The 21,843-nt window shown below is 52.8% G+C and carries 23 protein-coding genes, 1 riboswitch and 1 other annotated feature; of the genes, 7 read left to right on the top strand and 16 right to left on the bottom strand.

The features are described 5' to 3' along the window. Window positions 1-38: 38 nt before the first annotated feature. Both B4113_RS09590 and zapA read right to left on the bottom strand, forming a co-directional pair. Window positions 39-578: a CvpA family protein gene (locus tag B4113_RS09590; protein ID WP_033844271.1), complete on the bottom strand. Its 540-nt coding sequence runs from the start codon at window positions 576-578 to the stop codon at window positions 39-41. Beyond that, window positions 571-846: a cell division protein ZapA gene (gene zapA, locus B4113_RS09585; protein ID WP_033020359.1), complete on the bottom strand. Its 276-nt coding sequence runs from the start codon at window positions 844-846 to the stop codon at window positions 571-573. Before zapA ends, B4113_RS09590 begins: the two co-directional genes overlap by 8 nt. 111 nt (window positions 847-957) lie before the next feature. On the opposite strand from zapA, the gene rnhC reads away from it, so the two are divergent. From rnhC to B4113_RS09570, 3 genes are all read left to right on the top strand, one after another. Continuing rightward, on the top strand, window positions 958-1,893 hold the full coding sequence (rnhC, locus tag B4113_RS09580; protein WP_033844272.1) for a ribonuclease HIII: 936 nt from the start codon (window positions 958-960) through the stop codon (window positions 1,891-1,893). Between the two features lie 156 nt (window positions 1,894-2,049). Further along, window positions 2,050-2,292, top strand: coding sequence for a hypothetical protein (locus B4113_RS19530; protein WP_153017148.1), 243 nt, complete (start codon window positions 2,050-2,052; stop codon window positions 2,290-2,292). 175 nt (window positions 2,293-2,467) lie between these two features. Further along, window positions 2,468-3,076, top strand: coding sequence for a VanZ family protein (locus B4113_RS09570; protein ID WP_051962730.1), 609 nt, complete (start codon window positions 2,468-2,470; stop codon window positions 3,074-3,076). Between the two features lie 314 nt (window positions 3,077-3,390). Here B4113_RS09570 and B4113_RS09565 read toward each other — a convergent pair whose 3' ends face one another. Together B4113_RS09565 and B4113_RS09560 are read right to left on the bottom strand one after the other, a co-directional pair. Then, entirely contained in the window at window positions 3,391-6,555 is a 3,165-nt protein-coding gene (locus tag B4113_RS09565; RefSeq protein ID WP_033844275.1) for an MMPL family transporter, read from the bottom strand. Further along, the gene (locus tag B4113_RS09560) at window positions 6,552-7,004 is read right to left on the bottom strand and encodes a MarR family winged helix-turn-helix transcriptional regulator (protein ID WP_033019522.1); all 453 of its coding nucleotides are present in this window, start codon (window positions 7,002-7,004) and stop codon (window positions 6,552-6,554) included. The genes B4113_RS09565 and B4113_RS09560 overlap by 4 nt, the downstream gene beginning before the upstream one ends. A gap of 352 nt (window positions 7,005-7,356) precedes the next feature. Here B4113_RS09560 and B4113_RS09555 point away from each other — a divergent pair, with 352 nt between their 5' ends. After that, window positions 7,357-8,646 carry an alkaline phosphatase gene (locus B4113_RS09555; protein WP_033844276.1) on the top strand — a complete coding sequence of 430 codons (1,290 nt, stop codon included), beginning with the start codon at window positions 7,357-7,359 and terminating at the stop codon, window positions 8,644-8,646. 459 nt (window positions 8,647-9,105) lie between these two features. On the opposite strand, the gene crcB is transcribed toward B4113_RS09555, so the two are convergent. The 3 genes from crcB to modA all read right to left on the bottom strand — a co-directional run bounded on the left by crcB (window position 9,106) and on the right by modA (window position 10,920). Next, the gene (gene crcB / locus B4113_RS09550; protein ID WP_033844277.1) at window positions 9,106-9,456 is read right to left on the bottom strand and encodes a fluoride efflux transporter CrcB; all 351 of its coding nucleotides are present in this window, start codon (window positions 9,454-9,456) and stop codon (window positions 9,106-9,108) included. Window positions 9,457-9,473: 17 nt separating this feature from the next. Beyond that, a complete protein-coding gene (locus B4113_RS09545) occupies window positions 9,474-9,839 on the bottom strand; it encodes a CrcB family protein (protein ID WP_033844278.1) in 366 nt (121 codons plus the stop codon). Between the two features lie 46 nt (window positions 9,840-9,885). Next, window positions 9,886-9,948: riboswitch (Fluoride riboswitch) on the bottom strand. A 180-nt stretch (window positions 9,949-10,128) separates the two neighbouring features. Beyond that, window positions 10,129-10,920, bottom strand: coding sequence for a molybdate ABC transporter substrate-binding protein (gene modA / locus B4113_RS09535; RefSeq protein ID WP_033844279.1), 792 nt, complete (start codon window positions 10,918-10,920; stop codon window positions 10,129-10,131). A 545-nt stretch (window positions 10,921-11,465) separates the two neighbouring features. On the opposite strand from modA, the gene B4113_RS09530 reads away from it, so the two are divergent. Continuing rightward, window positions 11,466-12,389, top strand: a complete 924-nt coding sequence (locus tag B4113_RS09530) for a helix-turn-helix transcriptional regulator (RefSeq protein ID WP_033844280.1) — start codon at window positions 11,466-11,468, stop codon at window positions 12,387-12,389. 237 nt (window positions 12,390-12,626) lie between these two features. On the opposite strand, the gene pheT is transcribed toward B4113_RS09530, so the two are convergent. The 6 genes from pheT to B4113_RS09500 form a co-directional block, all read right to left on the bottom strand. Then, entirely contained in the window at window positions 12,627-15,041 is a 2,415-nt protein-coding gene (pheT, locus tag B4113_RS09525) for a phenylalanine--tRNA ligase subunit beta (RefSeq protein WP_033844281.1), read from the bottom strand. A gap of 21 nt (window positions 15,042-15,062) precedes the next feature. Continuing rightward, complete coding sequence (gene pheS, locus B4113_RS09520) at window positions 15,063-16,097, bottom strand: phenylalanine--tRNA ligase subunit alpha (protein WP_031407773.1); 1,035 nt, start codon at window positions 16,095-16,097, stop codon at window positions 15,063-15,065. Window positions 16,098-16,137: 40 nt separating this feature from the next. Further along, window positions 16,138-16,379 (bottom strand) — a binding site (T-box leader). 54 nt (window positions 16,380-16,433) lie between these two features. Next, window positions 16,434-16,805, bottom strand: coding sequence for a hypothetical protein (locus B4113_RS09515; RefSeq protein ID WP_033844282.1), 372 nt, complete (start codon window positions 16,803-16,805; stop codon window positions 16,434-16,436). Between the two features lie 41 nt (window positions 16,806-16,846). Further along, the gene (locus B4113_RS09510; RefSeq protein WP_033844283.1) at window positions 16,847-17,602 is read right to left on the bottom strand and encodes an RNA methyltransferase; all 756 of its coding nucleotides are present in this window, start codon (window positions 17,600-17,602) and stop codon (window positions 16,847-16,849) included. Further along, window positions 17,599-18,123, bottom strand: coding sequence for a peptide-methionine (S)-S-oxide reductase MsrA (gene msrA, locus B4113_RS09505; RefSeq protein ID WP_031407770.1), 525 nt, complete (start codon window positions 18,121-18,123; stop codon window positions 17,599-17,601). The genes B4113_RS09510 and msrA overlap by 4 nt, the downstream gene beginning before the upstream one ends. A gap of 130 nt (window positions 18,124-18,253) precedes the next feature. Next, window positions 18,254-18,997: an HI0074 family nucleotidyltransferase substrate-binding subunit gene (locus B4113_RS09500; protein WP_033844284.1), complete on the bottom strand. Its 744-nt coding sequence runs from the start codon at window positions 18,995-18,997 to the stop codon at window positions 18,254-18,256. Window positions 18,998-19,137: 140 nt separating this feature from the next. Here B4113_RS09500 and sspI point away from each other — a divergent pair, with 140 nt between their 5' ends. Together sspI and B4113_RS09490 are read left to right on the top strand one after the other, a co-directional pair. Continuing rightward, window positions 19,138-19,347 (top strand): small acid-soluble spore protein SspI, encoded by a 210-nt coding sequence (sspI, locus tag B4113_RS09495; RefSeq protein WP_033019442.1) that lies wholly within the window; start codon window positions 19,138-19,140, stop codon window positions 19,345-19,347. Window positions 19,348-19,508: 161 nt separating this feature from the next. Continuing rightward, a complete protein-coding gene (locus B4113_RS09490) occupies window positions 19,509-20,036 on the top strand; it encodes a hypothetical protein (RefSeq protein ID WP_231559851.1) in 528 nt (175 codons plus the stop codon). A 446-nt stretch (window positions 20,037-20,482) separates the two neighbouring features. On the opposite strand, the gene B4113_RS09485 is transcribed toward B4113_RS09490, so the two are convergent. The 3 genes from B4113_RS09485 to B4113_RS09475 all read right to left on the bottom strand — a co-directional run. Further along, window positions 20,483-20,767 (bottom strand): hypothetical protein, encoded by a 285-nt coding sequence (locus B4113_RS09485; RefSeq protein ID WP_033019443.1) that lies wholly within the window; start codon window positions 20,765-20,767, stop codon window positions 20,483-20,485. An 11-nt stretch (window positions 20,768-20,778) separates the two neighbouring features. Then, entirely contained in the window at window positions 20,779-21,126 is a 348-nt protein-coding gene (locus B4113_RS09480) for a hypothetical protein (protein WP_033844286.1), read from the bottom strand. A 91-nt stretch (window positions 21,127-21,217) separates the two neighbouring features. Next, window positions 21,218-21,843 (bottom strand): hypothetical protein (locus B4113_RS09475; protein WP_235597985.1); only part of this gene is annotated, 626 nt, incomplete at its 5' end.

Raw genomic sequence — 21,843 nt, 5'->3', positions numbered from 1 at the left:
CGTCCCTCCCTTTCCCAAAACACCGCGGCCGCGCTCGGTCAGACGCGGCCATGAATCCACCAATGGTCAAGCATCTCCGACAACACCGGCGTATGTTTCACAATCGCGGTTGCCATGAGCGAACGCTGCAGCTGCTCTTGGACGCTGTCAATCGGCACAAGCGCGCCGATATACAAAAGCAAAAAGACAAGCAAATACACTTCCGCAAATCCGAGCGCCGCCCCGGCCAAGCGGTTGACGCTGCGCAACAGCGGCAGCTGAGCGACGAAATCGAGCATCGAGCCGATGATCTGAAGAACAATTTTCACCACAAAAAATAAAAGTGCAAAAGAAATCGCCCGATAATACGCATCATCCAAATGCGCGCTCTGAAACAACAGCTTCACCGTCTCCGGGTCGCCAAACGTCGGATACGGAATCCAAAGGCGCAAGGTCGGCACAAACCGCTCATAATAGCGGTAGGCGAGGAAAAAAGCGATGAAAAACCCGGCCATATGAATGAATTGGAGAATAAAGCCGCGCTTTAAGCCAATCATCGCTCCGAGCAACAGGACAAACAGCACGATGACATCAATCATCCGGCTTCCCGCCTTTTTCCATGTTCATCTTTTCGACAAGTCGCTGATACTCTTCCTTCAACTTCAAATATTCGCTGGCGATGTTGACAGCTGTCAACACGGCCAGTTTCGGCACATCAAGCATCGGATGTTTCTCACTGAACTCCTGCATTTTATCGTCAACGAGCGCCGCCACAAGCCGGATATGGGCCGGACTTTCCGTGCCGACGATCGTGTAGTTTTGACCGTAAATGCGGACGCTCACCCGCGTTTTTGGCTGTTCTGTCAAGCTTTCTCCCCCATTTCGCCAAATCCTACTGTTTATCATATCACGAACGCTGGTATAATGGAAAGATGCGACACAAAGGGACCAAGAAGAGGAGAAAGGAGAGAGCGAACGTTGTCAAACTATGTGATTCAAGCCGACCAACAGCTGCTTGCCGCCTTGCGCGCCCACTACCAAGACACCTTGTCCGACCGGCTTCCACCCGGAGCGTTGTTCGCCGTCAAGCGCGCGGATGTCGCGATCACCGCCTACCGCTCGGGGAAAGTGCTCTTTCAAGGGAAAGCGGCGGAACAAGAAGCGGCGAAATGGATGGGGGAGCAGGGAGCTGACCTAGCCAAACGACAGGAGAGAGAGAGCACCTCGCCCCCATCGGAACATAGGCTCGCGAAGCTTTCGGCCATCGGTTCGGATGAAGTCGGCACCGGGGACTATTTCGGCCCGATCGTCGTCGCCGCCGCCTACGTTGATCGGCCGCATATCGCCAACATCGCGGCGCTTGGCGTCAAAGATTCAAAGCAGCTAAGCGACGAGGCGATCAAGCGGATCGCACCAGCCATCATGGAAACCGTGCCGCATGCGGTCACCGTGCTCGACAACGCCGCATACAACCGCTGGCAGCAAACGGGCATGCCGCAGACGAAAATGAAGGCGCTCCTTCACAACCGGACGCTCGCGAAACTCGTTGACGTCATCGCACCGATCGAACCGGAAGCGATCATCATCGACCAATTTTTAGAGCGCGAATCGTATTTCCGCTACCTCGCGGATGAAACGCGCATCGTCCGCGAGCGGGTGCATTGCCTGCCGAAAGCGGAAAGCGTGCACGTATCAGTCGCCGCGGCTTCGATCATCGCCCGCTATGTGTTTTTAGAAGAGATGGCGCGATTATCCCGCACCATCGGCCTCCCGCTTCCGAAAGGGGCCGGTGCTGTCGTCGATGAAGCCGCGGCTCGAATCATCCGCGTGCGAGGGGAAAAGGTGCTCGAGACGTGCGCCAAGCTTCATTTCGCCAATACGAAAAAGGCGCTTGCCATCGCCAAGCGCCGGTAGGGGTGTCCATCACTCCCATGGGAAACGACAGCGTTGGCTCCATCGTACAGACCCGCAGCAACGAAACGCCGCTGTTTCCCGTCCTTTCCGGCTTGACAAAAAAAAAAAGTTACTATACCCTATTATTATAAATTTTCCGTAAAAGGACGTTTTGAGATGTTTAGGAAAATATTAGCTTTCAGTTTTTTAGCTGTTGTTTTATTCTCCTCGGTATTAACAGCTTTTGCAGCAAGCGGTACGTACGAATCAACGTACAGTTTGACCGGAGGGCTTAACAGCCGCACGTTTGATGCAAGTGCGACACCAAAGTTTGTTGTGACAACATATCCATCAAAAGGATTAAAGGGAACAAACATGACTTTATATTCTGAAGAAAGAAGGATTTTTTGGAGATTCTGATATTGATAGCGGCACGGTTTCATCAACAGAAGTGGATAGCGTCACCCTTTATAAATCGGGCTCAGGTTCCGGTAAATATTATATCAGATTCAGAAACTTCACCGGGAGCTTATTTGAGGGAAAAGTAAAAATTGATTACAGCTGGTAAATTCATGAACCGGGATGGGTGACATGCATGAAAACGATTGGATTCTCAGTTGACTTACATCCCCCGCTATTTATGATCGTTTTTGTCATATTATGTGGTATCACTTGCTTCATTTTGAAAAAAAGGAAAGCGAATATAACCTTGAAACAACTCTTTTTTGTCGCAGCTACGATATTTTATTCTTTGTCTGTTGTCAAACTAACCTTACTCCCGATCACAATCAGCTTTGATAAAACAAGCGTTCCGGACATGCCTTGGAAATACTATTATCAGTTGATCCCGTTTCAAACCATTATCTCTACGTGGAAGCAAGGCAACCTTTTGCAAGTGGTGGGGAATATTGTTCTCCTTCTCCCGTTGCCGATTTTAATAGGACTATTGAAAAAACGCAGCATAGGCTTTTTTCGAACATTGACTGTTGTCATTTCCGTAAGTTTGGGCATTGAATTGACCCAATTACTCATTAATTGTTTAACCGGAATTCCAAACAAAGTAGCGGACGTAGACGATTTTATATTAAATTCCATTGGTGGTTTGGTTGGATGGGCAACCATAAAACTATATTTTGTTTTGATAAGGGAGAAGAACGATCCATCTTTTCACCTTCCCAATTCAGTGGACAACTCGACTCACTAATATGAGTCGTTCGTCGTGACAACAAAATAGGTTGCGCCTGATGACCGGTTTCAAGAAGTAAAGCGCCACCCCAACGTCATGAAAAATGGGTGGATTCCTTGATGATGTGCCCATCAATTTATGAGACATGAACCTCCTTGTAGATAGTTGGTAGCACAGCGATTCTAACCAAGGAATCGGGTTCATGTCTCCTTTTTTTATCTATAAATTTATGTCAGCGAATTTACTCATCTACAGTTAATAAAGTGAAAAAATGAGGGGCTCCAAAAAGTCAGTTACCCTGACTTTTTGGACAGCCCCAGCAGCCGGTCATTTTAACTAATTTTCTGCTGTTCAAGCCCATCCGCTTCGCTCACCGGCTGCCCAAACGGCCACCAGTTGGCGCGGCCGAACGTGCGGACCATGACCGGGACAAACAGCGGCAGGACGACAAGAGCGTAAAGCAAAAGCCCTGTCAATACAATCGTCGCGATTTGCAAGAGCGACAGAACGCCGGACGGATACATCGCAGCAAACGTCCCGCCCAAAATGACGGCGGCCGAGATGATGACCGTCCCCATATGGCCCATCGCTGACAGCATCGCTTCTCTCACCGGCCGGTCGCGGTATTCGTTGAACCGGTCCATCAGGAAGATGCTGTAGTCGATGCCGAGCGCCATAAGCAGGACGAAGGCGAAAAACGACACCGCCCAGTTCAAGCCGGCATAGCCGAGGCCGTTGACGAAGATGAGCTCGGTGACGGCCATCGACGTGTAATACGTCAACACAAGCGACAAAATTAAGTAGAGCGGCATGATCAACGACCGGAGCAGGGCAGCCAGCACGATGGCGATCCCCGCCAGCATGAGCACCGCGGTGTGCCGATAGTCGGCGTTCGAAATCGCCCGCAAATCGGCATACGTGCTTGTGACGCCGCCGACGGCGATGCTCACCCCGTCCAGTTTTGCTTCTTTCACCGCCCGTTTGGCCGCGGCGCGAATGTCATCGATGCGGCCGAGCGCCGATATAGAATACGGATTTTCTTTGAAAATGACATCAAATGTGACGATGCGCCGGTCTTTTGACATATACGCGTCTTTCGCCTGCGCAAATTCTTTGCTTTCAAGCGCCGCTTTCGGCATATGCCAGCCGGCCATGTCCTTCGCCGGCGCCGATGACAAATCGGTCAAATACGTTTCCGCCGTTCCCAGACCGCTAGCCACCTTCTGCAAACCGGACGCGCTTTGGTCCAAGCCGTTGACAAGCTGGCCGAGCTGGCCGCCAAGGGCCGAGAAGTGCTCAAGCAGCTGCCGCTGGCCGCCGTTGACTTGCTCGAGGCCGGACGCGAAGCGCGGCAGTTGATCAACGGCTTGTTGTTGGCCGTCGGCCGCTTTCGTCAAGCGGGCTTCAAGCTCGCCAAGCCCGGCGATGATTCGATCCAAACCGCCGTTGATCGCGGCTTGCCCGGCCGCCAGTTGGGCAAACGACTCATTCGCTTTCGCTAGGCCGGTGCGCGTTTGGTCAAGAACCCCGTTCAACTTCGCCACACCTTTAGCCATTTCGTTCGTCTGGCCGACTAAGGAGGCGACGGTCATTTTCGCTTGTTGATATTGCGCGTCTTGGGCGAGCTCCGGATGCGACTGCTCGACTTGCGCAAGCAGCGTTTGCACGGCGGCGAGCTGATCGGCGATCGCTCGGAGGCCCGTTTCGACTTGCCGGTATTGGCCGCTGATCGCCGCCAAGCCTTGTTCGGCTTGTTTGTAACCGCTAAGCAGCTGCGTGGCGCCGTCTTGCAGTTTTTTCGCATTGGCGCGCAAAGTCGCCAAACCGTTTTTCAGCTCGCCGGCCCCGATCGCTCCGCGGCGCACGCCTTGTTCAATTTGGCTCAAGCCGCTTTGCAGCTGGCGCAGGCCGTTCTCAAGCCGCTCCGTTCCCGAGACGAGCTGGCCGATGCCGGATGACGCTTGCTTTAGCTGCGGCGCGGAAGCGGAGAGCCGATTGCTTGCCGTCTCGAGCCCGGCGCCGATTTTCTCGATGCCGTCTTTGCCGGCGCCAAGGCCGTTTTTCAGCTGTTTCGCCTGCTCGGTGACAAACAGCTCTTTGATCGGTTCGCCTGTGGGCCGCGTTGCCGAGCGGACGCTCGCCACACCGTCGACGGTTTCGACTTCGCGGCTGATTTTTTCGATGAGCGCCATCCCTTCTTTGGAATCAAGCGGCTCTTTGCTTTTCAACACAATTTGTGTCGGCATGGCGTCTCCGGGATGAAAGTGGTCGGCAATAATGTCAAACGCTTTGACCGAGCGATAATGGTCGCCGATCTCTTCCATTGAATCAAACGACAGTTTGCCATCGTACGTCACGAGCACCGGCACCGTTACCGCTGCGACGATAGCGAGCGCGAGCAGCGGACGGGCGAACGCAAACCGTCCAGCCGCCAGCCAAAGCCGGCTTTGTCCGTGCTCAAGCTTTCCGCGAACCGGCCAAAACAGCTTCTCGCCAAGCACCGCCATGAAAAACGGCACGAGCGTCATAAGCGCCATAAGCAGCACCGCCACCCCGACGGCGACGGCGGCTGCCGATTGGTACAACTGAAATGTCGACAGTCCGATCGCGGCAAAACCGATCATGACCGCCAATCCGCTCGCCGCCACTGTTTTTCCCGCCGTCCGGTATGTGGCGATGACCGCTTCCGTGCGGTCACCGTGTTTCGCTAGTTCTTCCTTAAACCGGCTTAAAAGCAAAATGCAGTAATCCGTTCCGATTCCGAACAACACGGCCACCAAAAATGTTTGCGTAAACGTCGACAGCGGAAAGTTGGCCTCATCGACCAAAAACGCGACGATCGACTGGGAAACGACGTACGTCGCTCCGACCGTCAACAACGGAATCAACGACGCGACCGGCGAACGGAATACGGCCAACAGCACGATCAAAATAAAGACAACGGTAATTCCTTCCGTCTTCTTCACGCCTTCAAGCGAGCTGGTCACCACATCTTCATCGATCATCCACCCACCGGTGAAATAATGCTCGACCTTGACGCCGTCCACAGCCTGATAGAGCGCGTCCGTTAACTGTTTCGCCGCCCGTCCGGCCGGGTCGATGCTGATCGAAATGAGCATCGTCGTCCCGTCTTTGGACACGAGCTTTTTTTCCAGCTCCTTATTGGACAGCGGCGAAACGATTTCGGTAATATGCAGCTCGCTTTTTTTCTTTTCCAGCGCTTGAACCGCCTGTTCGATTTCCCGTTTGTCTTGTGCCGTCAATCCGTCTTTCTGATAAAAGACGAGCACGGCGGAGCGCTCATGTTCTTTGTTTTCCTGTTCGTTCGCCTCTTTGATCCATTTGGCCGCCAATGACGACGAATAGCCGTCCGGCACGCTCAGCTGCCCTTTCTCCCGAACAAGCTCGCCCATGTTCGGCGCGGTCATCATGAGCACCGCCGCGATGATGATCCAGCCGATGAACACGAACCATTTTCCTTTGATGATCGCTCTCATTTCGCTTCTTCCACCTCCTGCAGCACGCGGGCCAGTTTTTCATACGTGCGGATGAACGTTTCAATTTCTTCTTCCGGGAAGCGGGCGATCACTTCTTCCACGAGCCGATAGACGCCGCGGTCCATCTCCGCCACCCATTCCTCTCCTTGCGGCGTCAACGATAAGGCCACAACACGTCGGTCGCTTTCATCACGATCACGGCGCAGCCAGCCTTTGTCGACGAGGCGGTTCGTCATCGCCGTCACCGCGCTTTTGTTCACGCCGAACATCGCCGCCAGCTCGGTTGACGTGCACGTCCCCCGCCGGCGAATATAGCGAAGCAAATAATATTGGTCGTGCGTCATCTCTTCGCAAAGGCTGTCTTTGACGAGCGCCGCTCCGCGCTTCATCACGAGAAACGAGACGGACAAATAACGGTCGATCCACTCGTCGATGTTTCGCCTTGCCACTTCTTCACCCCCAGTCGTTGTATCCATCTCGGATCGTCCATTTGGTTCAACAATTGAACTATTAATTAATGTATCAGGCTAAAGAAAAAAAGTCAATGAAAGAGGGCGATAAAAACCGCTGATTCCCTTCACTAATGGGAAAATGAGTGAAAAACAGCACCGATGCAACAAGGTTTTTCTACTTGAGAAATGAGATGATAAAGCCATATCGACGATTCACTCCACAGCCTCAAAGAGAAGGGGAACGTTTGGAACCATTCTTTACAAAACCGTTACATGGAATTCATCCCCATTTCATATGCCGCTTGTACAATCAAACTGACAAAATCATCTGAAAAGGGAGAGGAGAACGATGTTCCGAATGAAACGCCGCACGGCTTTGCTTATGGCCGGACTGAGCGCCGGGCTGACGCTGTATGTCGCCGGACAACAAACATGGGCGGCAACGGATCAGCTGGACAAGCCAGCCGGGTCACCGGCAGTGAAAAATGTCATCCTTTTTGTCGGCGACGGCATGGGCACCGCCCATCGCGACGCGATCCGCTTGGCCACGAAAGGGATCACGGGAGAATTGGAAATGGACAACATGCCGTACAGCGGGCTCATCCATACGAACTCCGCCGATCCGAAATCGTTTATCACCGATTCCGCCGCGGCAGCGACAGCGATAGCGACGGGCGTCAAAACGTACAACGGCGCCATCGCGGTTGATTTGCAAGGAAAACCGGTGGAAACGATTCTCGAACAAGCGAAAAAAGCCGGAAAAGCGACCGGGCTCGTCACGACCTCCCAAGTGACAGACGCCACCCCAGCGGCGTTCGGCGCCCATACCGCCAAGCGCTCGGCGCAAAGCGATATTGCCAAACAGTACATCGAACAAACGAAAGTGGACGTCATATTGGGCGGCGGCGAAGACTACTGGTATCCGGCCGGACAGCCCGGTTATTATCCCGACCATCCCGCTGAAGATCCCGAAGAAGAAAGCAAAGGGACGCAAGGAAACTTAGTGGAGCGCGCCAAGCAGCTCGGCTATACGTACGTCCGCACCGCCGATGAGCTGAAACAGGCAGCGGGCCGCAAGCTGCTTGGGCTGTTTGCCAACGAGGAGATGTTCCAACAACGCCCCGAAGGAGAAGGGGATGTGTACAATCCTGCCGTGCCGCTGCCCGATATGACAAAAAAAGCGCTTGACGTGCTGTCGCAAAATAAAAAAGGCTTTTTCCTCGTTGTTGAAGAAGAAGCCATTGATGAAATGAGCCATGAAAACAACGGACCGCTCATGATCAAAGCCGGCCAGCAGCTTGACGAAGCGGTCGCCGTGGCGAAACAGTACGCCAAGCGCCATCGGGATACGCTCGTCCTCGTGCTCGCTGACCATGAATGCGGCGGCTTGACGGTGGAAACGCCAGGCGGCACCGATGAGTCGGGAGACGGCAAAACGATTTCTGGCGAAGACGGTCCCTTTTCCATCGCTCATTCTTCACAAACGTTCGCCTTGGACTGGACGACCACCGGCCACACCGCCGCCGATGTGCCGCTGACTGCCATGGGGCCGGGAGCGGAACGGTTTGTCGGCGTTTATGAAAATACGCGTATTCATGACATTCTCGAACAAGTATTGTTTGCGAAAACTAGAAGATAACGCCGCCTCCCTTTCGCTCGTTTCCCCGCTCGTTCCTTGCTTGTGAACCGGGCGGGGAAAATTTTTGGATCCACCCAACCGGCGCTTCTTCACCCATGCGCCGTTGCGTTTGCCCCTATCTTCCGCGCCGGCCCGAACCGAAGAACAAGACCGCGCCGCTTTTCCTCTGGCGGCTCATCGATCGACAGGGGCTGCCCATTTGCCCTAGTGCCAGCCAAACGGCAAGCGCGGCGGAAAAAGGCTTTCAAGCTGACGTTCCTGCCTCATTGTCCTTGCTGCCAATCAAACGGTAAACAATGGAAAAAAGCTTTAAGCTGATGTTTCTGCCTTATCGCCCTAGCTGCCAATCAAACAGCAAGCAACGGAAAAAAGCTTCCAAGCTGACGTTCCTGCCTCATTGTCCTTGCTGCCAATCAAACGGTAAGCAATGGAAAAAAGCTTTAAGCCGATGTTTCTGCTTTATCGCCCTAGCTGCCAGCCAACCCATGCCAGCAGGATCCCGCACGAGTAAGTGACCGCCACATAACCGCTCACCTTCGCCCATTGGCGTTGCTGCATCATTTGCACGCTTTCCCATTTGAACGTGGAAAACGTCGTGAACGCGCCCATAAAACCGGTGCCGACAAGCAATTTTTCAGCATCGGCGGCGCCGCTTCCAGCCAGCCAGCCGAGCAAAAACGAGCCAAGCAAGTTCACAATGAGCGTCCCGAGCGGGAGGCGCGGCGAGCGCCGGGCGCCCCAGCGGCTGACGGCGTAACGGCAGATGGCGCCAAAAAAACCGCCGATCATCACCCATAGCGGTGCCATCATCGGGCCATTTCCCCCTTTCACTTTGACTGGGCGGCAGCGGAGCCCGCCCATGCCGCGGTTAGACCGCCGAACAAACTGGCGGCGATATAACCAGCGGCCATACCCCATCGCGCTTGTTCCAGCAATTCGATACACTCGACGCTAAGGGTGGAAAACGTCGTATACGAGCCGACAAAACCGCTCGTCACCGCCGTTTGCAGCCATGGCGGCCACGCCGGGCGGCGGGTGAATGTGACCGTGAGCCAGCTGAGCAAAAACGAGCCTGTCCAGTTGATGAAAAGCGTCGCAAACGGAAAGCCATGGGCGGCGGGAACAAGCAAACCGAGCCCATAACGGACAAGCGCGCCGATCATGCCGGCAATGCCGACGGCGAGATAGACCAATCAGACCCCCTCCTTCCGAAAAATGAACAGACTCCTGCCGCTTCCATTCGCAGCAGGAGTCATCAGCCGGAAACCGGCGGTTATGGCGAACTCCATCGCCTATGAAGTTCAGTTTTTCTTCATTGTACCATATGTCTTGGTTCGCTGTGAAGACCGACCTAGAAAGATGAGGAGTAAAGCCGGCATGTTGCTTCCCCGCATCGTTTCTCACATAGACCCTTATAGTGTCGGTGCTGCTTTTCCCACCTTCCCGATCGATGGAGGGAAACAGTAGGCTTTCCCGCGCTTTCTACCGGGCGCGGCGGAACCCGTGTTGTTCGAAAGTGTGGAGCGCCTGTTCACTCGTCAAATAAGAGTAAAACTCCCGTGCCTCCTTGAGATGTTTGCTCGTTTTGACCACACCGAGCGGGTAGACGATCGGACCGTGCATACGGCTTGGCACCGCGGCGGCGATGTTGACGTTGTCGGACACGAGCGCATCCGTCCGATACACAAAGCCGGCGTCGACGTTGCCGGTTTCCACGTAGGTCAGCACTTGGCGCACGTCTTTCGCGTAGACGAGCTTCGGTTTGACTTGCTTCCACAGCCCAGCCTGCTCTAGCGTTTGTTTCGCGTACATGCCGGCCGGCACCGACTCCGGAATGCCGATCGCCACCCGTTTGGCGCGGATCAGGTCACCGAGCGACCGAATCGCTCCTTCTCCTTGTTTTGGAACGATGAGCACCAGCTCGTTGGCGAGCACCGTTTTTTCGTGCTCGGAATCGATCAGCCCTTCTTGTTTCAGCTTCACAAACGGCTCGACCGCGGCGGAAAAAAAGAGATCGACCGGCGCCCCTTCAGAAATTTGTTTTTGCAAAGCGCCCGATGCGCCAAAATTATAGTGAATGCGGATGTTCGGGTGCTTTCGTTCAAACGCCGTTTTCGCTTCTCCCAGCGCTTCTTGCAGACTGGCCGCAGCCGAAACAATCAGCTCTGTTTGGTCCGCTGATTCCATTCGCTCGGCGCGTTCTTTTCGATCGCCGCCGCAGCCATACAAACCGAACAACAAAAACACCGCGATGAGCCATGCCATGTTTCGCATTTGCATCCCCCTTATCTTCGCCTAGAAGGTTGGTGATGGAAGGAAACAGACCGCCTATCAGCCTTGTTTCTCAAATAGAAAAGCCCTGTCGCATCGGGAGCATCTTTCGCAAGCTCCCCCCATCGTCCAAATGGAACAACCGTTTTTTACCAGTCTTCTAGGAGGCTGGTAATTTAAGGGAGCAAGCCGCTTGTCAGGTCCATTCTTCCAATAGAAAAGCCTCGTCGCATCAGGATCTCCTTTCAAACGATCCCCCATTGCTCAACAGAAACAACCGTTTTTTACCATCCTTCTAGAAAGATCAGTGATTTCAGCAAAAAATCAGCGTAAACCTGGCCTTTCGCCAAAATTGAGAAACCTTGCAAAATCCTCTTTATTTTCCTTACTAGAACGGCTGTTGGTTTCATCCCCCTCATCTTTCATCAACCTTCCAGAACTATTATATCTAATTATATCTAATTATTATTAATGATAACTAGTTATAAAAGAAAACTTTTTTCACTTCCCTCTCTTTACGCTACAATAAAAGAAAGGGGGATTGTCGAATGACGGAACCGCGGTCCTACACGATTGAAGAAATCGCTTCCTTACTAAAGGTGTCCAAACTAACGGTGTACGACTTAGTAAAAAAAGGGAAATTGCCTGCCTTTCGTGTCGGACGGCAAATGCGGGTCACCGCGGACGATCTCGAGCGGTACATCGCTGGGCAAAAAGGGGAGGTAGCCGCCACTCCCCCTGCCGTCTTGCGTCCGACCGAAACCGCTCTTCGCCCTGTCATTATCAGTGGCCAAGATGTAGCGCTCGATTTGCTTGGGGCTCATCTCGACAAAAGCGGCCGTTATCGATCGCTTCGCACCTATACGAGCAGCCTCAATGGGTTAATCGCGCTGTACAAAGGGCAAGGGGACATCGTCAGCGTGCATTTATTTGACGGGGAAACAGGCGAGTACAACCGCCCGTATGTCGAAAAACTGCTGACTGGGCATGCGTACATCATGGTGAACGTAATGCGCCGGCTCATTGGATTTTACGTGCAAAGAGGAAATCCGCGCGGCATTCAAACGTGGAGCGACTTGGGAAGGAACGATGTCACGATCGTCAACCGAGAAAAAGGAGCGGGGGCGCGTGTGCTTCTAGATGAACAGCTGCGCCGGCATGGGCTATCTCCTTCCGCTGTCCACGGGTATGAACGGGAAGAAACGAGCCACGTAAGCGTGGCTTCCGCAGTGGCGGCGGGCTTGGCGGATGTTGGCATCGGCACGGAAAAAGTGGCACAGATGGGCGGCGTTGAGTTTATTCCGCTCGTGAATGAGCAATATGATGTTGTCATGCTGCGGACCGCCGAGAACGAGCCGCTCATCGCCGCTGTCTTGAACGTGCTTCGCTCCGATTCGTTCCGCACCGAACTCGAGGCGCTTGGCGGATACGATGTGTCGCAAACCGGGCGCATCATCGCCGAGCGCAGCTGACCGAACGGCCGCCCCGTGTCGTCGATTTAGCCCTTTTTTTGACCGATACGCTGTTTTTTGACTATCCAAAGCTCGTCTTCCCAATGTCCAGATGCGATGAAGAACGGCAACATGAACAGCGGCGTTGGATTCGCTAGGTGATGAGCCTCCCCTCTCTTTTCCTGACGTTTGCTGGCATACACGTCAAAACAAAACTGGCCCGAAAAGCGAATTCGCTTTTTGGGCCAGTTTTTCCTATCACCCGCGCAGCACCGCGCCAAACTGCTCTTCGACCGCGGCGAGCACCCGCTCGTGAACGGCCGTGACTTCTTCATCGGTGAGCGTCCGCTCCGGATCATAGTAGCGGAGCGAGAAGGCGAGCGATTTTTTCCCGGCCGGCAGACGGTCGCCTTCGTAGACGTCAAAGAGGGCGACGTCTTTCAGCAGCGGCTTCCCGGCTTCTTCGATCACCTGCTTGAGGGCGCCGGCTTCGACGTTTTCGTCGACGACTAAAGCGATGTCGCGCACAACCGACGGGAAGCGCGGAATCGGTTCGTAGCGGACCGCTTCGCTTTCCGCGTTCAACAGCTCGGCCAAGGCGAGTTCAAAGACGTACGTTTCTTTCAAATCGTACTCTTTTTGCACGGCTGGGTGGAGCTGGCCGACAAAGCCGATCACCGTTCCGTCAAGCGCGATCTCGGCCGTCCGCCCCGGATGCAAGTCGGCGCGCTTCGCCGGGCAGTAGCTGATGCGATCAGACAGCCCAAGCAGGTCGAACAAGCCGTCAAGCACGCCTTTTGCAACATAGAAATCGGCCGCTTTTTTCTCTCCTTGCCAAAGGTGAGCATGCCATAAACCGGTGATGACGCCGGCGAGCCGCTCGTTTTCCGCCGGCTGAACGTTTTCCCCGCGCGACAAATAGACGGAGCCGATTTCGTACAAGGCGACGTTCTCGACTTGGCGGGCGCGGTTGTAGCTCGCCGCTTCAAGCAGATGCGGAATCAAGCTTTGCCGCAAAACGCTCCGCTCCTCGCTCATCGGCAGCGCCAAGCGGATTGGTTCGGCGGTCTCCAAAGCAAACCGCGCCGCTTTGTCCGGGCTCGTCAATGAATACGTGATCGCTTGGAACAAGCCGGCTCCTTCCAAATAGCGGCGGACGCGGCGGCGCTTCGCCTGGTACGGCGTGAGCCCGCCCGGTTTCGCCTCGGCCACCGGCAACGTCGCTGGCAAATGGTCGTAGCCGTACAAGCGGGCGACTTCCTCGATGATATCTTCTTCGATGACAATGTCACGGCGGCGCGATGGGACATGAACGGTGAACGTTCCGTTGTCTTCGGTGAACGGAAATTGCAAGTTCGCCAAAATCGCGGCCACTTCCTCTTTCGACATCGCCGTGCCGAGGACGCCGTTGATCCGTTCAAGCGTGACCGTCACGACCACCGGCTCTTCTTTCCATGTGCTGGCTTCGACGATGCCGCCGACGACCTCACCGCCGGCGTATTCGGCCATCAGCGCCGCGGCGCGCTCGAGCGCTTCTTTCGTCCGCGCCGGATCGATCCCTTTTTCAAAGCGGGTGCTCGCCTCGCTGCGCAGCCCGTGGTCTTTTACCGCCTGGCGGATGACCGGGCTCGCAAAATACGCCGCTTCGATGAACACCGTCTTTGTGTCATCGCGCACTTCCGAATTGGCCCCGCCCATTACGCCGGCTAAGGCGACCGGCTCGCGGCCGTTCGTGATGACGAGATGATTGTCGGTCAGCTTCCGTTCGACATCGTCAAGCGTCACGATCGTTTCGCCTTCCTTCGCGCGGCGGACGACGATCTCCCGCGAACCGAGGCGGTCGTAGTCAAACGCGTGCAGCGGCTGGCCGTACTCAAGCAAAATATAGTTCGTAATGTCGACGACGTTGTTGTGCGGGCGAATGCCGGCGGCCATCAAGCGCGCCTGCATCCAAAGCGGCGACGGGCCGATCCGGACGTTTTTCACGACCCGTCCGGCGTACAGCGGATTGTCTTCCGGCGCTTCGACGCGGACGGAAATGTAGTCGTGGATCATTTCATCGTTTTCTTTAACCGCCGCTTCCGGCAGCTTCACCGCGCGGCCGAGAATGGCGGCCACTTCATAGGCGACGCCGATCATGCTTAAGCAGTCAGCGCGGTTGGGCGTTAACGAGAGTTCGAGCACCTCATCGTGCAAGCCGAGCCATTCCAGCGCATCGGCGCCGACCGGCGCGTCGCTCGGGAAAACGAAAATGCCGTCGGCGTATTCTTTTGGCACGACTTTCGTTTCGATGCCGAGCTCTTGGAGCGAACAAATCATGCCGTTTGACTCTTCGCCGCGCAGCTTCGCCCGTTTGATTTTAAAATGGCCCGGCAGCACCGCGCCGACTTTGGCGACAGCGACGTTTTGCCCTTTGGCGACGTTCGGGGCGCCGCAAATGATTTGCACCGGCTCTCCTTCGCCAAGATCGACAAGACACTTTCGCAGTTTGTCGGCGTTCGGATGCGGCTCGCATTCGAGCACGTGACCGATGACGACTCCTTTCATTCCCCGGTTGAGCGCTTCGACCCGCTCGACTTCAATGCCGCTTTTGGTGATGCGCTCCGCGAGCTCTTTGGCAGTGATGCCGGTCAAATCGACATACTCGCTTAGCCAACGGTAAGACACGAGCATTTAGAACCCCTCCTTTTTCTGCTATACACGCAAAAATTGCCGCAAGAAACGTAGATCGTTTTGATAAAAATGGCGGATGTCATCAATGCCATACTTCAGCATCGCGATCCGCTCCGGCCCCATGCCGAACGCAAAGCCGGTGTACGTTTTCGAATCAAAGCCAGCCATCTCAAGCACGTTCGGATGCACCATGCCGGCGCCTAAAATTTCGATCCAGCCCGTGCCTTTGCAGACGCTGCAGCCGTGCCCTTCACAGCGGAAGCAGGACACGTCGACCTCGACGGACGGCTCGGTGAACGGGAAAAAGCTCGGCCGGAAGCGGATGTCGCGCCCTTCCCCGAACAGCTTGCGGGCGAATTCGCGCAGCGTCCCTTTCAAGTCGCTCATCCGGATGTGGCGGTCCACCACCAAGCCTTCAATTTGTGTAAACTGGTGCGAATGGGTCGCATCGTCGGTGTCGCGGCGGTACACTTTGCCCGGGCAAATGATTTTCACCGGGCCGCGGCCGCGGTGCTTCTCCATCGTCCGCGCTTGCATCGGCGATGTATGGGTGCGAAGCAAAATCTCTTCGGTGATGTAAAACGAATCTTGCATGTCACGGGCCGGGTGGCCTTTTGGTAAATTGAGGGCTTCAAAGTTGTAGTAGTCGGTCTCGACTTCCGGCCCTTCGGCGATCGTGTAGCCCATGCCGATAAACAAGTCTTCGATTTCCTCGATCACGCGCGTCAGCGGATGCGCATTGCCGAGCCGCACCGGCCGGCCCGGCAGCGTCACATCGATCGCTTCGGCCGCCAGTTTTCGTTCGATTTCTTCTTCTTCCAGTTTCGTTTGTTTCGCCTCGAGCGCCTGTTGAATCGCCTCTCTCACTTCGTTGGCCAGCGCGCCGAGTTTCGGGCGTTCCTCCGGCGGCAGCGCCCCCATGCCGCGCAGCACTTCGGTAATCGGCCCTTTTTTGCCTAAGTAGGCGACGCGCACCTCATTGAGCGCTTTTAAATCGCCAGCTTGTTCAATTTTGGCAAGCGCTTCTCGCTCGAGTTCATGCAACCGTTCTTTCACACCAATCCCTCCTCGTTTCAAATAAAAAAAACCCGCCCCAGTAAGGGACGAGTTGTTGCTCGCGGTACCACCCTTGTTAACAGCGCCAATGAAGACGTGCTGTTCGCTTCCTTGCCATAACGGCCAAAAGCCGGACCACCTTTACATCCCGCGCTGGGATGGTCCCGGTGTCAACTCGGGAGGTGAACTTCACTTGCGTCAGCCATAAAAACGCTCCCAGTCTATGGCGTTTTCTCCCTGGATGGCGAGCAGCAAGCTACTTTTCTCCGTCATCGTTGTTGTCGGTATGGGAAATGTCGCTATTCATTATACGAAAATGGGCGGGCAAAGGCAAGGTCAGGCCGAGATTTCTTTGCGCAGCTCATCGATTTCCGCTTCCTGTTCAATCGAGCGGATCGCAAGGCGCTCCATAATTTTTTCCTGCCGCACTTGCCCTTCCTTGAGCGCGGCAACATCTTTTTTAACCCCTACCATGTCTTTTTTCATGGCATCCATGTCTTTTTTTATGGCGTCCATGTCTTTTTTCATGGCATCCATGTCTTTTTTCATGGCGTCCACATCACGTTGCAGGCGATCGACTTTGTCTTCAAGTTGCTTCACGCTTCCTTGCAGCTTGACGATATCGATGCGCATTTGTTCGATGTATATCCCTCGAACGTCAAGGCGCTCAAGCACCGCGTTCAACAGCGCCCGCAGTTCGTCATCCATACGCCTCCGCTCCCTTTTCCGATTGATTTTCAAATTTTATTTTACCGCACCACCCGCAAAGAATAAAGCAAAATTCCGGCCGCCACCGCGACGTTGAGCGACTCCGCCTGGCCGTAAAGCGGGATGCAGACGTTTTCTGTCGTCATCTCGAGCAGCTCGCGCCGGACGCCGCTTCCTTCGTTGCCGACAAGCAAGGCGAACGAAGACGACGGACGAACGGTGCGGTAATCGGCAGCGTTCTCCAAGGCGGTGCCGTACACCGGAATGCCTTGCTTTTGGAAACGCGCGATCCACTGCGCCAGATCGCCTTTGACAACCGGAAGGTGAAACAGCGATCCTTGCGTCGCACGGACGACTTTCGGGTTGTACAAATCGGCGCATCCTTCCCCTAAAATGACCGCATCAATGCCAGCCGCATCAGCCGTGCGAATCATCGTGCCGAGATTGCCGGGATCTTGCACGGCGTCAATGAGCAGCGCCGTGTTCACATCGCCAAGCTCGGCCGCGGCTTGCCGGCAGACAGCCATGATCCCTTGCGGCGTTTCCGTACTGCTGATCGCCTGCATCACCGCTTCCGTTACGATCACCACCGGCACATCGCTGACGTCCCAGCCGGGCGGAATCGCGGCCCGCTCGTCCACAATCAGCTCGACAAGCGGCGCTTGGCTTTTTAGCGCCTCTTCGATGAGATGAAACCCTTCGAGCAAAAACCACCCGGTTTCGTCGCGCCCTTTTTTCGTCAGCAACTTTTTCCATTGCTTCACGCGCGCGTTTTTTGGCGATTCGATCCGCTTCACCGCTTCGTCCCCCAATGTTTGGCGATAAATTCGTCGCGGCCGGAAGCGGCCCGGTCTTGCTTGTAATGGTCCGGATTTTTCTTATGATAGTTTTGATGGTACTCTTCTGCCGGATAAAACGTCGTGGCCGGCAAAATTTTCGTCACGATCGGCTTCGAGAAGCGCCCGCTTTCTTCCAACGCCCGCTTCGACTGCTCAGCGAGCTGGCGCTGTCTTTCGTTATGGTAAAAAATCGCCGTCCGATATTGCGGGCCGCGGTCGTGAAACTGGCCGCCGTCATCGGTCGGATCGATTTGACACCAATACAGCTCCAAAAGCCGCTCATATGGGAACACGTCCGGGTCAAACGTGATTTGCACCGCCTCGTAATGGCCGGTCGTCCCGGTTTTCACTTGCTCATACGTCGGGTTTTCGACATGCCCGCCCGTATAGCCGGAGACGATGCCGTAAATGCCGTCGAGTTCTTCAAACGGCGTCACCATGCACCAAAAGCAGCCGCCGGCGAATGTCGCTTTTTCCATTTGTGTCGTCACCTCATGCGTCAAGTTTCTTCTTTCTGATTATAGCAAACGGTGTACAATTGTCATCTTTCACGCCCAAAGCCAAGTTCCTTCACCAAACTAGACGCGTTCCGTTCCGCACGCCAGCCGCTCATGTCTCCGAGTCAAGCCGTTGTTTCATTTCGGCAAGCAAGCGGTCAAACAGCGGGATATAGTCGGTGCGAATGCGTTCATAAATGTCCATCGCCGTTTCTTCATCATACGTATGGGACGTCCGGTTGCGGTCTTCCAGCATGCGAAGCCATGTCTCTCCGTCTTCAATCAACCCTTCCCGAAACGCCTCGCGAATCGTTTTTCTTGGGCTCGTCACTTCGGAGTATCCTTGGTACTCCAAATAAAGTTTCATCCATTTCCACGCCAGTTCGTACGTGAATTCAAACCGTTGAATGGTCGCATCGACAACAAGGTCATCCGTTTGCGCGTCTCTTGCGGCGCTTTGCCGGAGTTTGGCGAGCGCCCGTTCGAAATCGTAATATCGATCCATCAGCCGGCTCATTGTAACCATCACCTTTCCCCGCTCATTCGTTTGGAAAATCGTCTTCCCTTCCTTGTCAATCGCTGTTTTTAACCGCTCGTTGCCGATCTCATCATAATCAATCAGATCGATTCGATAAATGATGGGCAATTCATCCAAATCTGATTGCAAGCGGTGCAACAACTCGTTTGATTTTCTAAATTTGATGGCTATATCAATATCCGACGTTTTCTTATCATCGCCTCTCGCCCTTGAACCAAACAAAATCACTTCTTCAACGGCATCGGCGTAGCGCTGAAACAGATGAATCAGCTGGCGAAACACCGCTCGCTCGAATCCGTATCTCGTTTGAGCCGCCATCGTCTCTTCCCTCGTTTCCAAGATCGTTGCCTTCATTATACCATAGTCTGGCAAGCGCAACGACTTCGACCGCCGATGCATAAATCCGCCGCCAGTGGCAAACGATAACGATGTACTATACGAATAACGAGGTGAGACAGATGGATTTGAACTTGCGGAAAGCCATTATGCACAATGTCGCCAACAATTCGAAAGACCAGCTTGAAAACACGATTGAAGACGCAATCCAACGCGGTGAGGAAAAATATTTGCCCGGCCTTGGTGTCCTGTTTGAAGCCATTTGGACGCATGCCACCGAGCAGCAAAAAGACATGATGCTCACGACACTCGAGCAGGCGGTGAAACAATAACCGCCTGCTTTTTTCGTGTCGGAACGTCTCACACATCAAGTTCCTCATGAATGATGACAGAAATCGTTTCCTCCCCCTATTTACCAACTAAATAAATAACTGGAATGACGACAAGAAGTTATGATAAAATAGACAAAAGAATACAGAAAGGGGAGATTATTTTGAAAAGGTGGACAACCATTGTTCTTTTCATGCTTTTGCTTTTCGTTCCGCTTCGCGTATCCGGTGCCGGTTCATCCGCTCTGACGGAAGCGGTAAACAAGCAGTTTAAAGACACGCTGACTTACTACAAAAATGGTTCTGTCCAAATCCTCGACAGCATGACCACATCAACGGAAGTAACCGAAAACGACACGAAAACGACAAAAACCGTGAAAGTCGTGCTCGCTCAAGGGAGCGAGATCCGAGACAACCTGTTCGTTTTTGATACCAAACAAATTTTCTATTACGACGCTGATAGCCAAAAGCTGCTGGATTCCGCTTCCCTTTCCAAAAATGAGGACATCAAGCAATTTGAGAAAAAGCATAAAGGGGAACTAGGCAAAAAGCTAAGCCCGCTCTCCTTTACCGTTCTGCTCGTTGCTTTGCTGCTGACCATCACGTTTCCGCCGCTTGTGGCCATTTGGTTCTACGGCGATGCTTCGATCTCGCATCGCTATACATCCAAAGCGGTGAGCATGAAAGCTTGATCTTGGCAGCAGTAATGGATACCGTCAACCCTTTTGTGTGATGTAATGGAGTAGGGGTTCTCGGAAATGGATTTGGAATGAATAGGGAGGGAACGAGTTTCCTCCACACAGGGGACTGAACGTTCAGTCTTCTACGTGGAAAGAGACATAGGTAAGGTTCTCCTTTCTCTACGATTTTTGGTCCAATCAGAGAATCCCCTACCTTTTTCTTTTGGGCTAGCAAAATGCTTGACACAAAATTTTATACATCATCGCCAAATGCTTGACAAAAAATGTTATACATCATCTCCTATTGTGCTTTCACTGATATATGACAACATATGCACAAGAATTTATTAGAAAATTACCCAAAAATAATAAACGCGAACAGCGCGAGGCATTGTTCGCAAAAATCTATTAGTCCTCATCATGCTAGTCGAGTGCTAGGGTTCGACTAGCAGGACAAGTTACGTATCATTTTTTCCAAATTTTATTTCGATCTCATCTTTCATTTTCCTCTTTGTATTTCTAAAACCAACTAAAATAAGCAACATGTATACAATAACAACAATCCCAATACGTAGATAAGGATGAATAAATTCAAAAAGAGTTGTGTAAATAAAGATAAACATTAGTAATATAGGAGCAACTACATAAATAATACGGCTAGTATCCTTTTTCTTAACAGCATAAAATAGTTGCCAATAGATTAAGATCACGAGGAAAATTCCGTTTATTTCGTAAGCCTCCATTATAAATCCCCCTAGTTGCCTGCAACTGAGTACCCTTTTCTAAAACCATTGGCAAAGATAACGATATCAGGTATGAATCCCCATATCCCTATCGCTTTGATAGCCCCTTTAGCTGCACCTTTGATCATCATTTGCGTTGCTGCCTTTTCAATTCTCCCAGCTGCTAATCGCGTTTCAGCCTTGGATATCTTAGTTTTCACCTCTTCTTCTGTTTCTCTCCAACCATTACGGGCACCTACTGTAGCCGGACCTACCTTACTAGCAGTATTAGCAGCACCACTCCAATTAATTCCATACGAAGCCGCTACATCCTTTAATCCTTGTTTAATTCCTGATTCGATTCTGCTCCATGTAGACATGTCTAACCATCCTTTCCACTAGAAATGAAATTTAGTGCTAAGTAATGAATAACTGTACCCTATGAATATAAGAAAGATCCAAACAGTAGTCTCATGTTTTTTGATCAAAATGATAGCTATCACAATTAAAATACTTCTTACCATATGAAAGCTTTTCCCGCCTTATACGAAAAACACCCTCAGCCAGCCTCCTACCATTTAACAAATACACGAAAAATTTATATTCACTCGCTTTCTGAACATGCTCTAAGAGCTGATTGTGTTCAAATAAAATAACGTGTGCAAAAGTTCTATGATAACCCCCACCCTTTCCAGCCGGTATAACGTCTATATTACCGTATACCATTGTATTATTTTGTTCAATAACGATGACAACAGGCAGATCTTTTTTTACATAAAGAAATTCCATAAACAGACATAATGCCCGATCATAAATGCTAAAATCACTTGTTGGCTGTAATGGAAAAAGCACACCTTGATGATTTTTTTCCACCCCCATGCATGTCAAACATTTTACTAAGCAAGCATCCTTAAAATCCTTTTTCATTTTTGTCAATAGGTCGATGCTTATTTCTAGAATTCTCTGCTTCCTAAAGAAAATGCTTAATCTATTTTCTTCCTCCCCCTTTTCTATTAAATGACTCAAATCAAAAAACCCATCAGTCGACTTGATACAACAAAAATTCTCCTTGAATTTCACCTCAATCTCGCGTAAAA

The organism is Geobacillus sp. B4113_201601, assembly GCF_001587475.1.
Taxonomy (GTDB): domain Bacteria; phylum Bacillota; class Bacilli; order Bacillales; family Anoxybacillaceae; genus Geobacillus; species Geobacillus icigianus.
The sequence above is the reverse complement of the archived record's forward strand: the minus strand, read 5'-3'. Positions and strand labels throughout refer to the sequence as shown.

Coding starts and splice junctions, on each gene's coding strand:
- B4113_RS19530 (WP_153017148.1), top strand. CDS start 2,050: ATGTTTAGGAAAATATTAGCTTTCAGTTTTTTAGCTGTTGTTTTATTC.
- B4113_RS09565 (WP_033844275.1), bottom strand. CDS start 6,555: ATGAGAGCGATCATCAAAGGAAAATGGTTCGTGTTCATCGGCTGGATC.
- B4113_RS09555 (WP_033844276.1), top strand. CDS start 7,357: ATGTTCCGAATGAAACGCCGCACGGCTTTGCTTATGGCCGGACTGAGC.
- crcB (WP_033844277.1), bottom strand. CDS start 9,456: ATGATGGCACCGCTATGGGTGATGATCGGCGGTTTTTTTGGCGCCATC.
- B4113_RS09530 (WP_033844280.1), top strand. CDS start 11,466: ATGACGGAACCGCGGTCCTACACGATTGAAGAAATCGCTTCCTTACTA.
- B4113_RS09500 (WP_033844284.1), bottom strand. CDS start 18,997: ATGGCGGCTCAAACGAGATACGGATTCGAGCGAGCGGTGTTTCGCCAG.
- msrA (WP_031407770.1), bottom strand. CDS start 18,123: ATGGAAAAAGCGACATTCGCCGGCGGCTGCTTTTGGTGCATGGTGACG.
- modA (WP_033844279.1), bottom strand. CDS start 10,920: ATGCGAAACATGGCATGGCTCATCGCGGTGTTTTTGTTGTTCGGTTTG.
- B4113_RS09515 (WP_033844282.1), bottom strand. CDS start 16,805: ATGGATGACGAACTGCGGGCGCTGTTGAACGCGGTGCTTGAGCGCCTT.
- B4113_RS09480 (WP_033844286.1), bottom strand. CDS start 21,126: ATGTCTACATGGAGCAGAATCGAATCAGGAATTAAACAAGGATTAAAG.
- B4113_RS09590 (WP_033844271.1), bottom strand. CDS start 578: ATGATTGATGTCATCGTGCTGTTTGTCCTGTTGCTCGGAGCGATGATT.
- B4113_RS09485 (WP_033019443.1), bottom strand. CDS start 20,767: ATGGAGGCTTACGAAATAAACGGAATTTTCCTCGTGATCTTAATCTAT.
- sspI (WP_033019442.1), top strand. CDS start 19,138: ATGGATTTGAACTTGCGGAAAGCCATTATGCACAATGTCGCCAACAAT.
- B4113_RS09570 (WP_051962730.1), top strand. CDS start 2,468: ATGAAAACGATTGGATTCTCAGTTGACTTACATCCCCCGCTATTTATG.
- pheT (WP_033844281.1), bottom strand. CDS start 15,041: ATGCTCGTGTCTTACCGTTGGCTAAGCGAGTATGTCGATTTGACCGGC.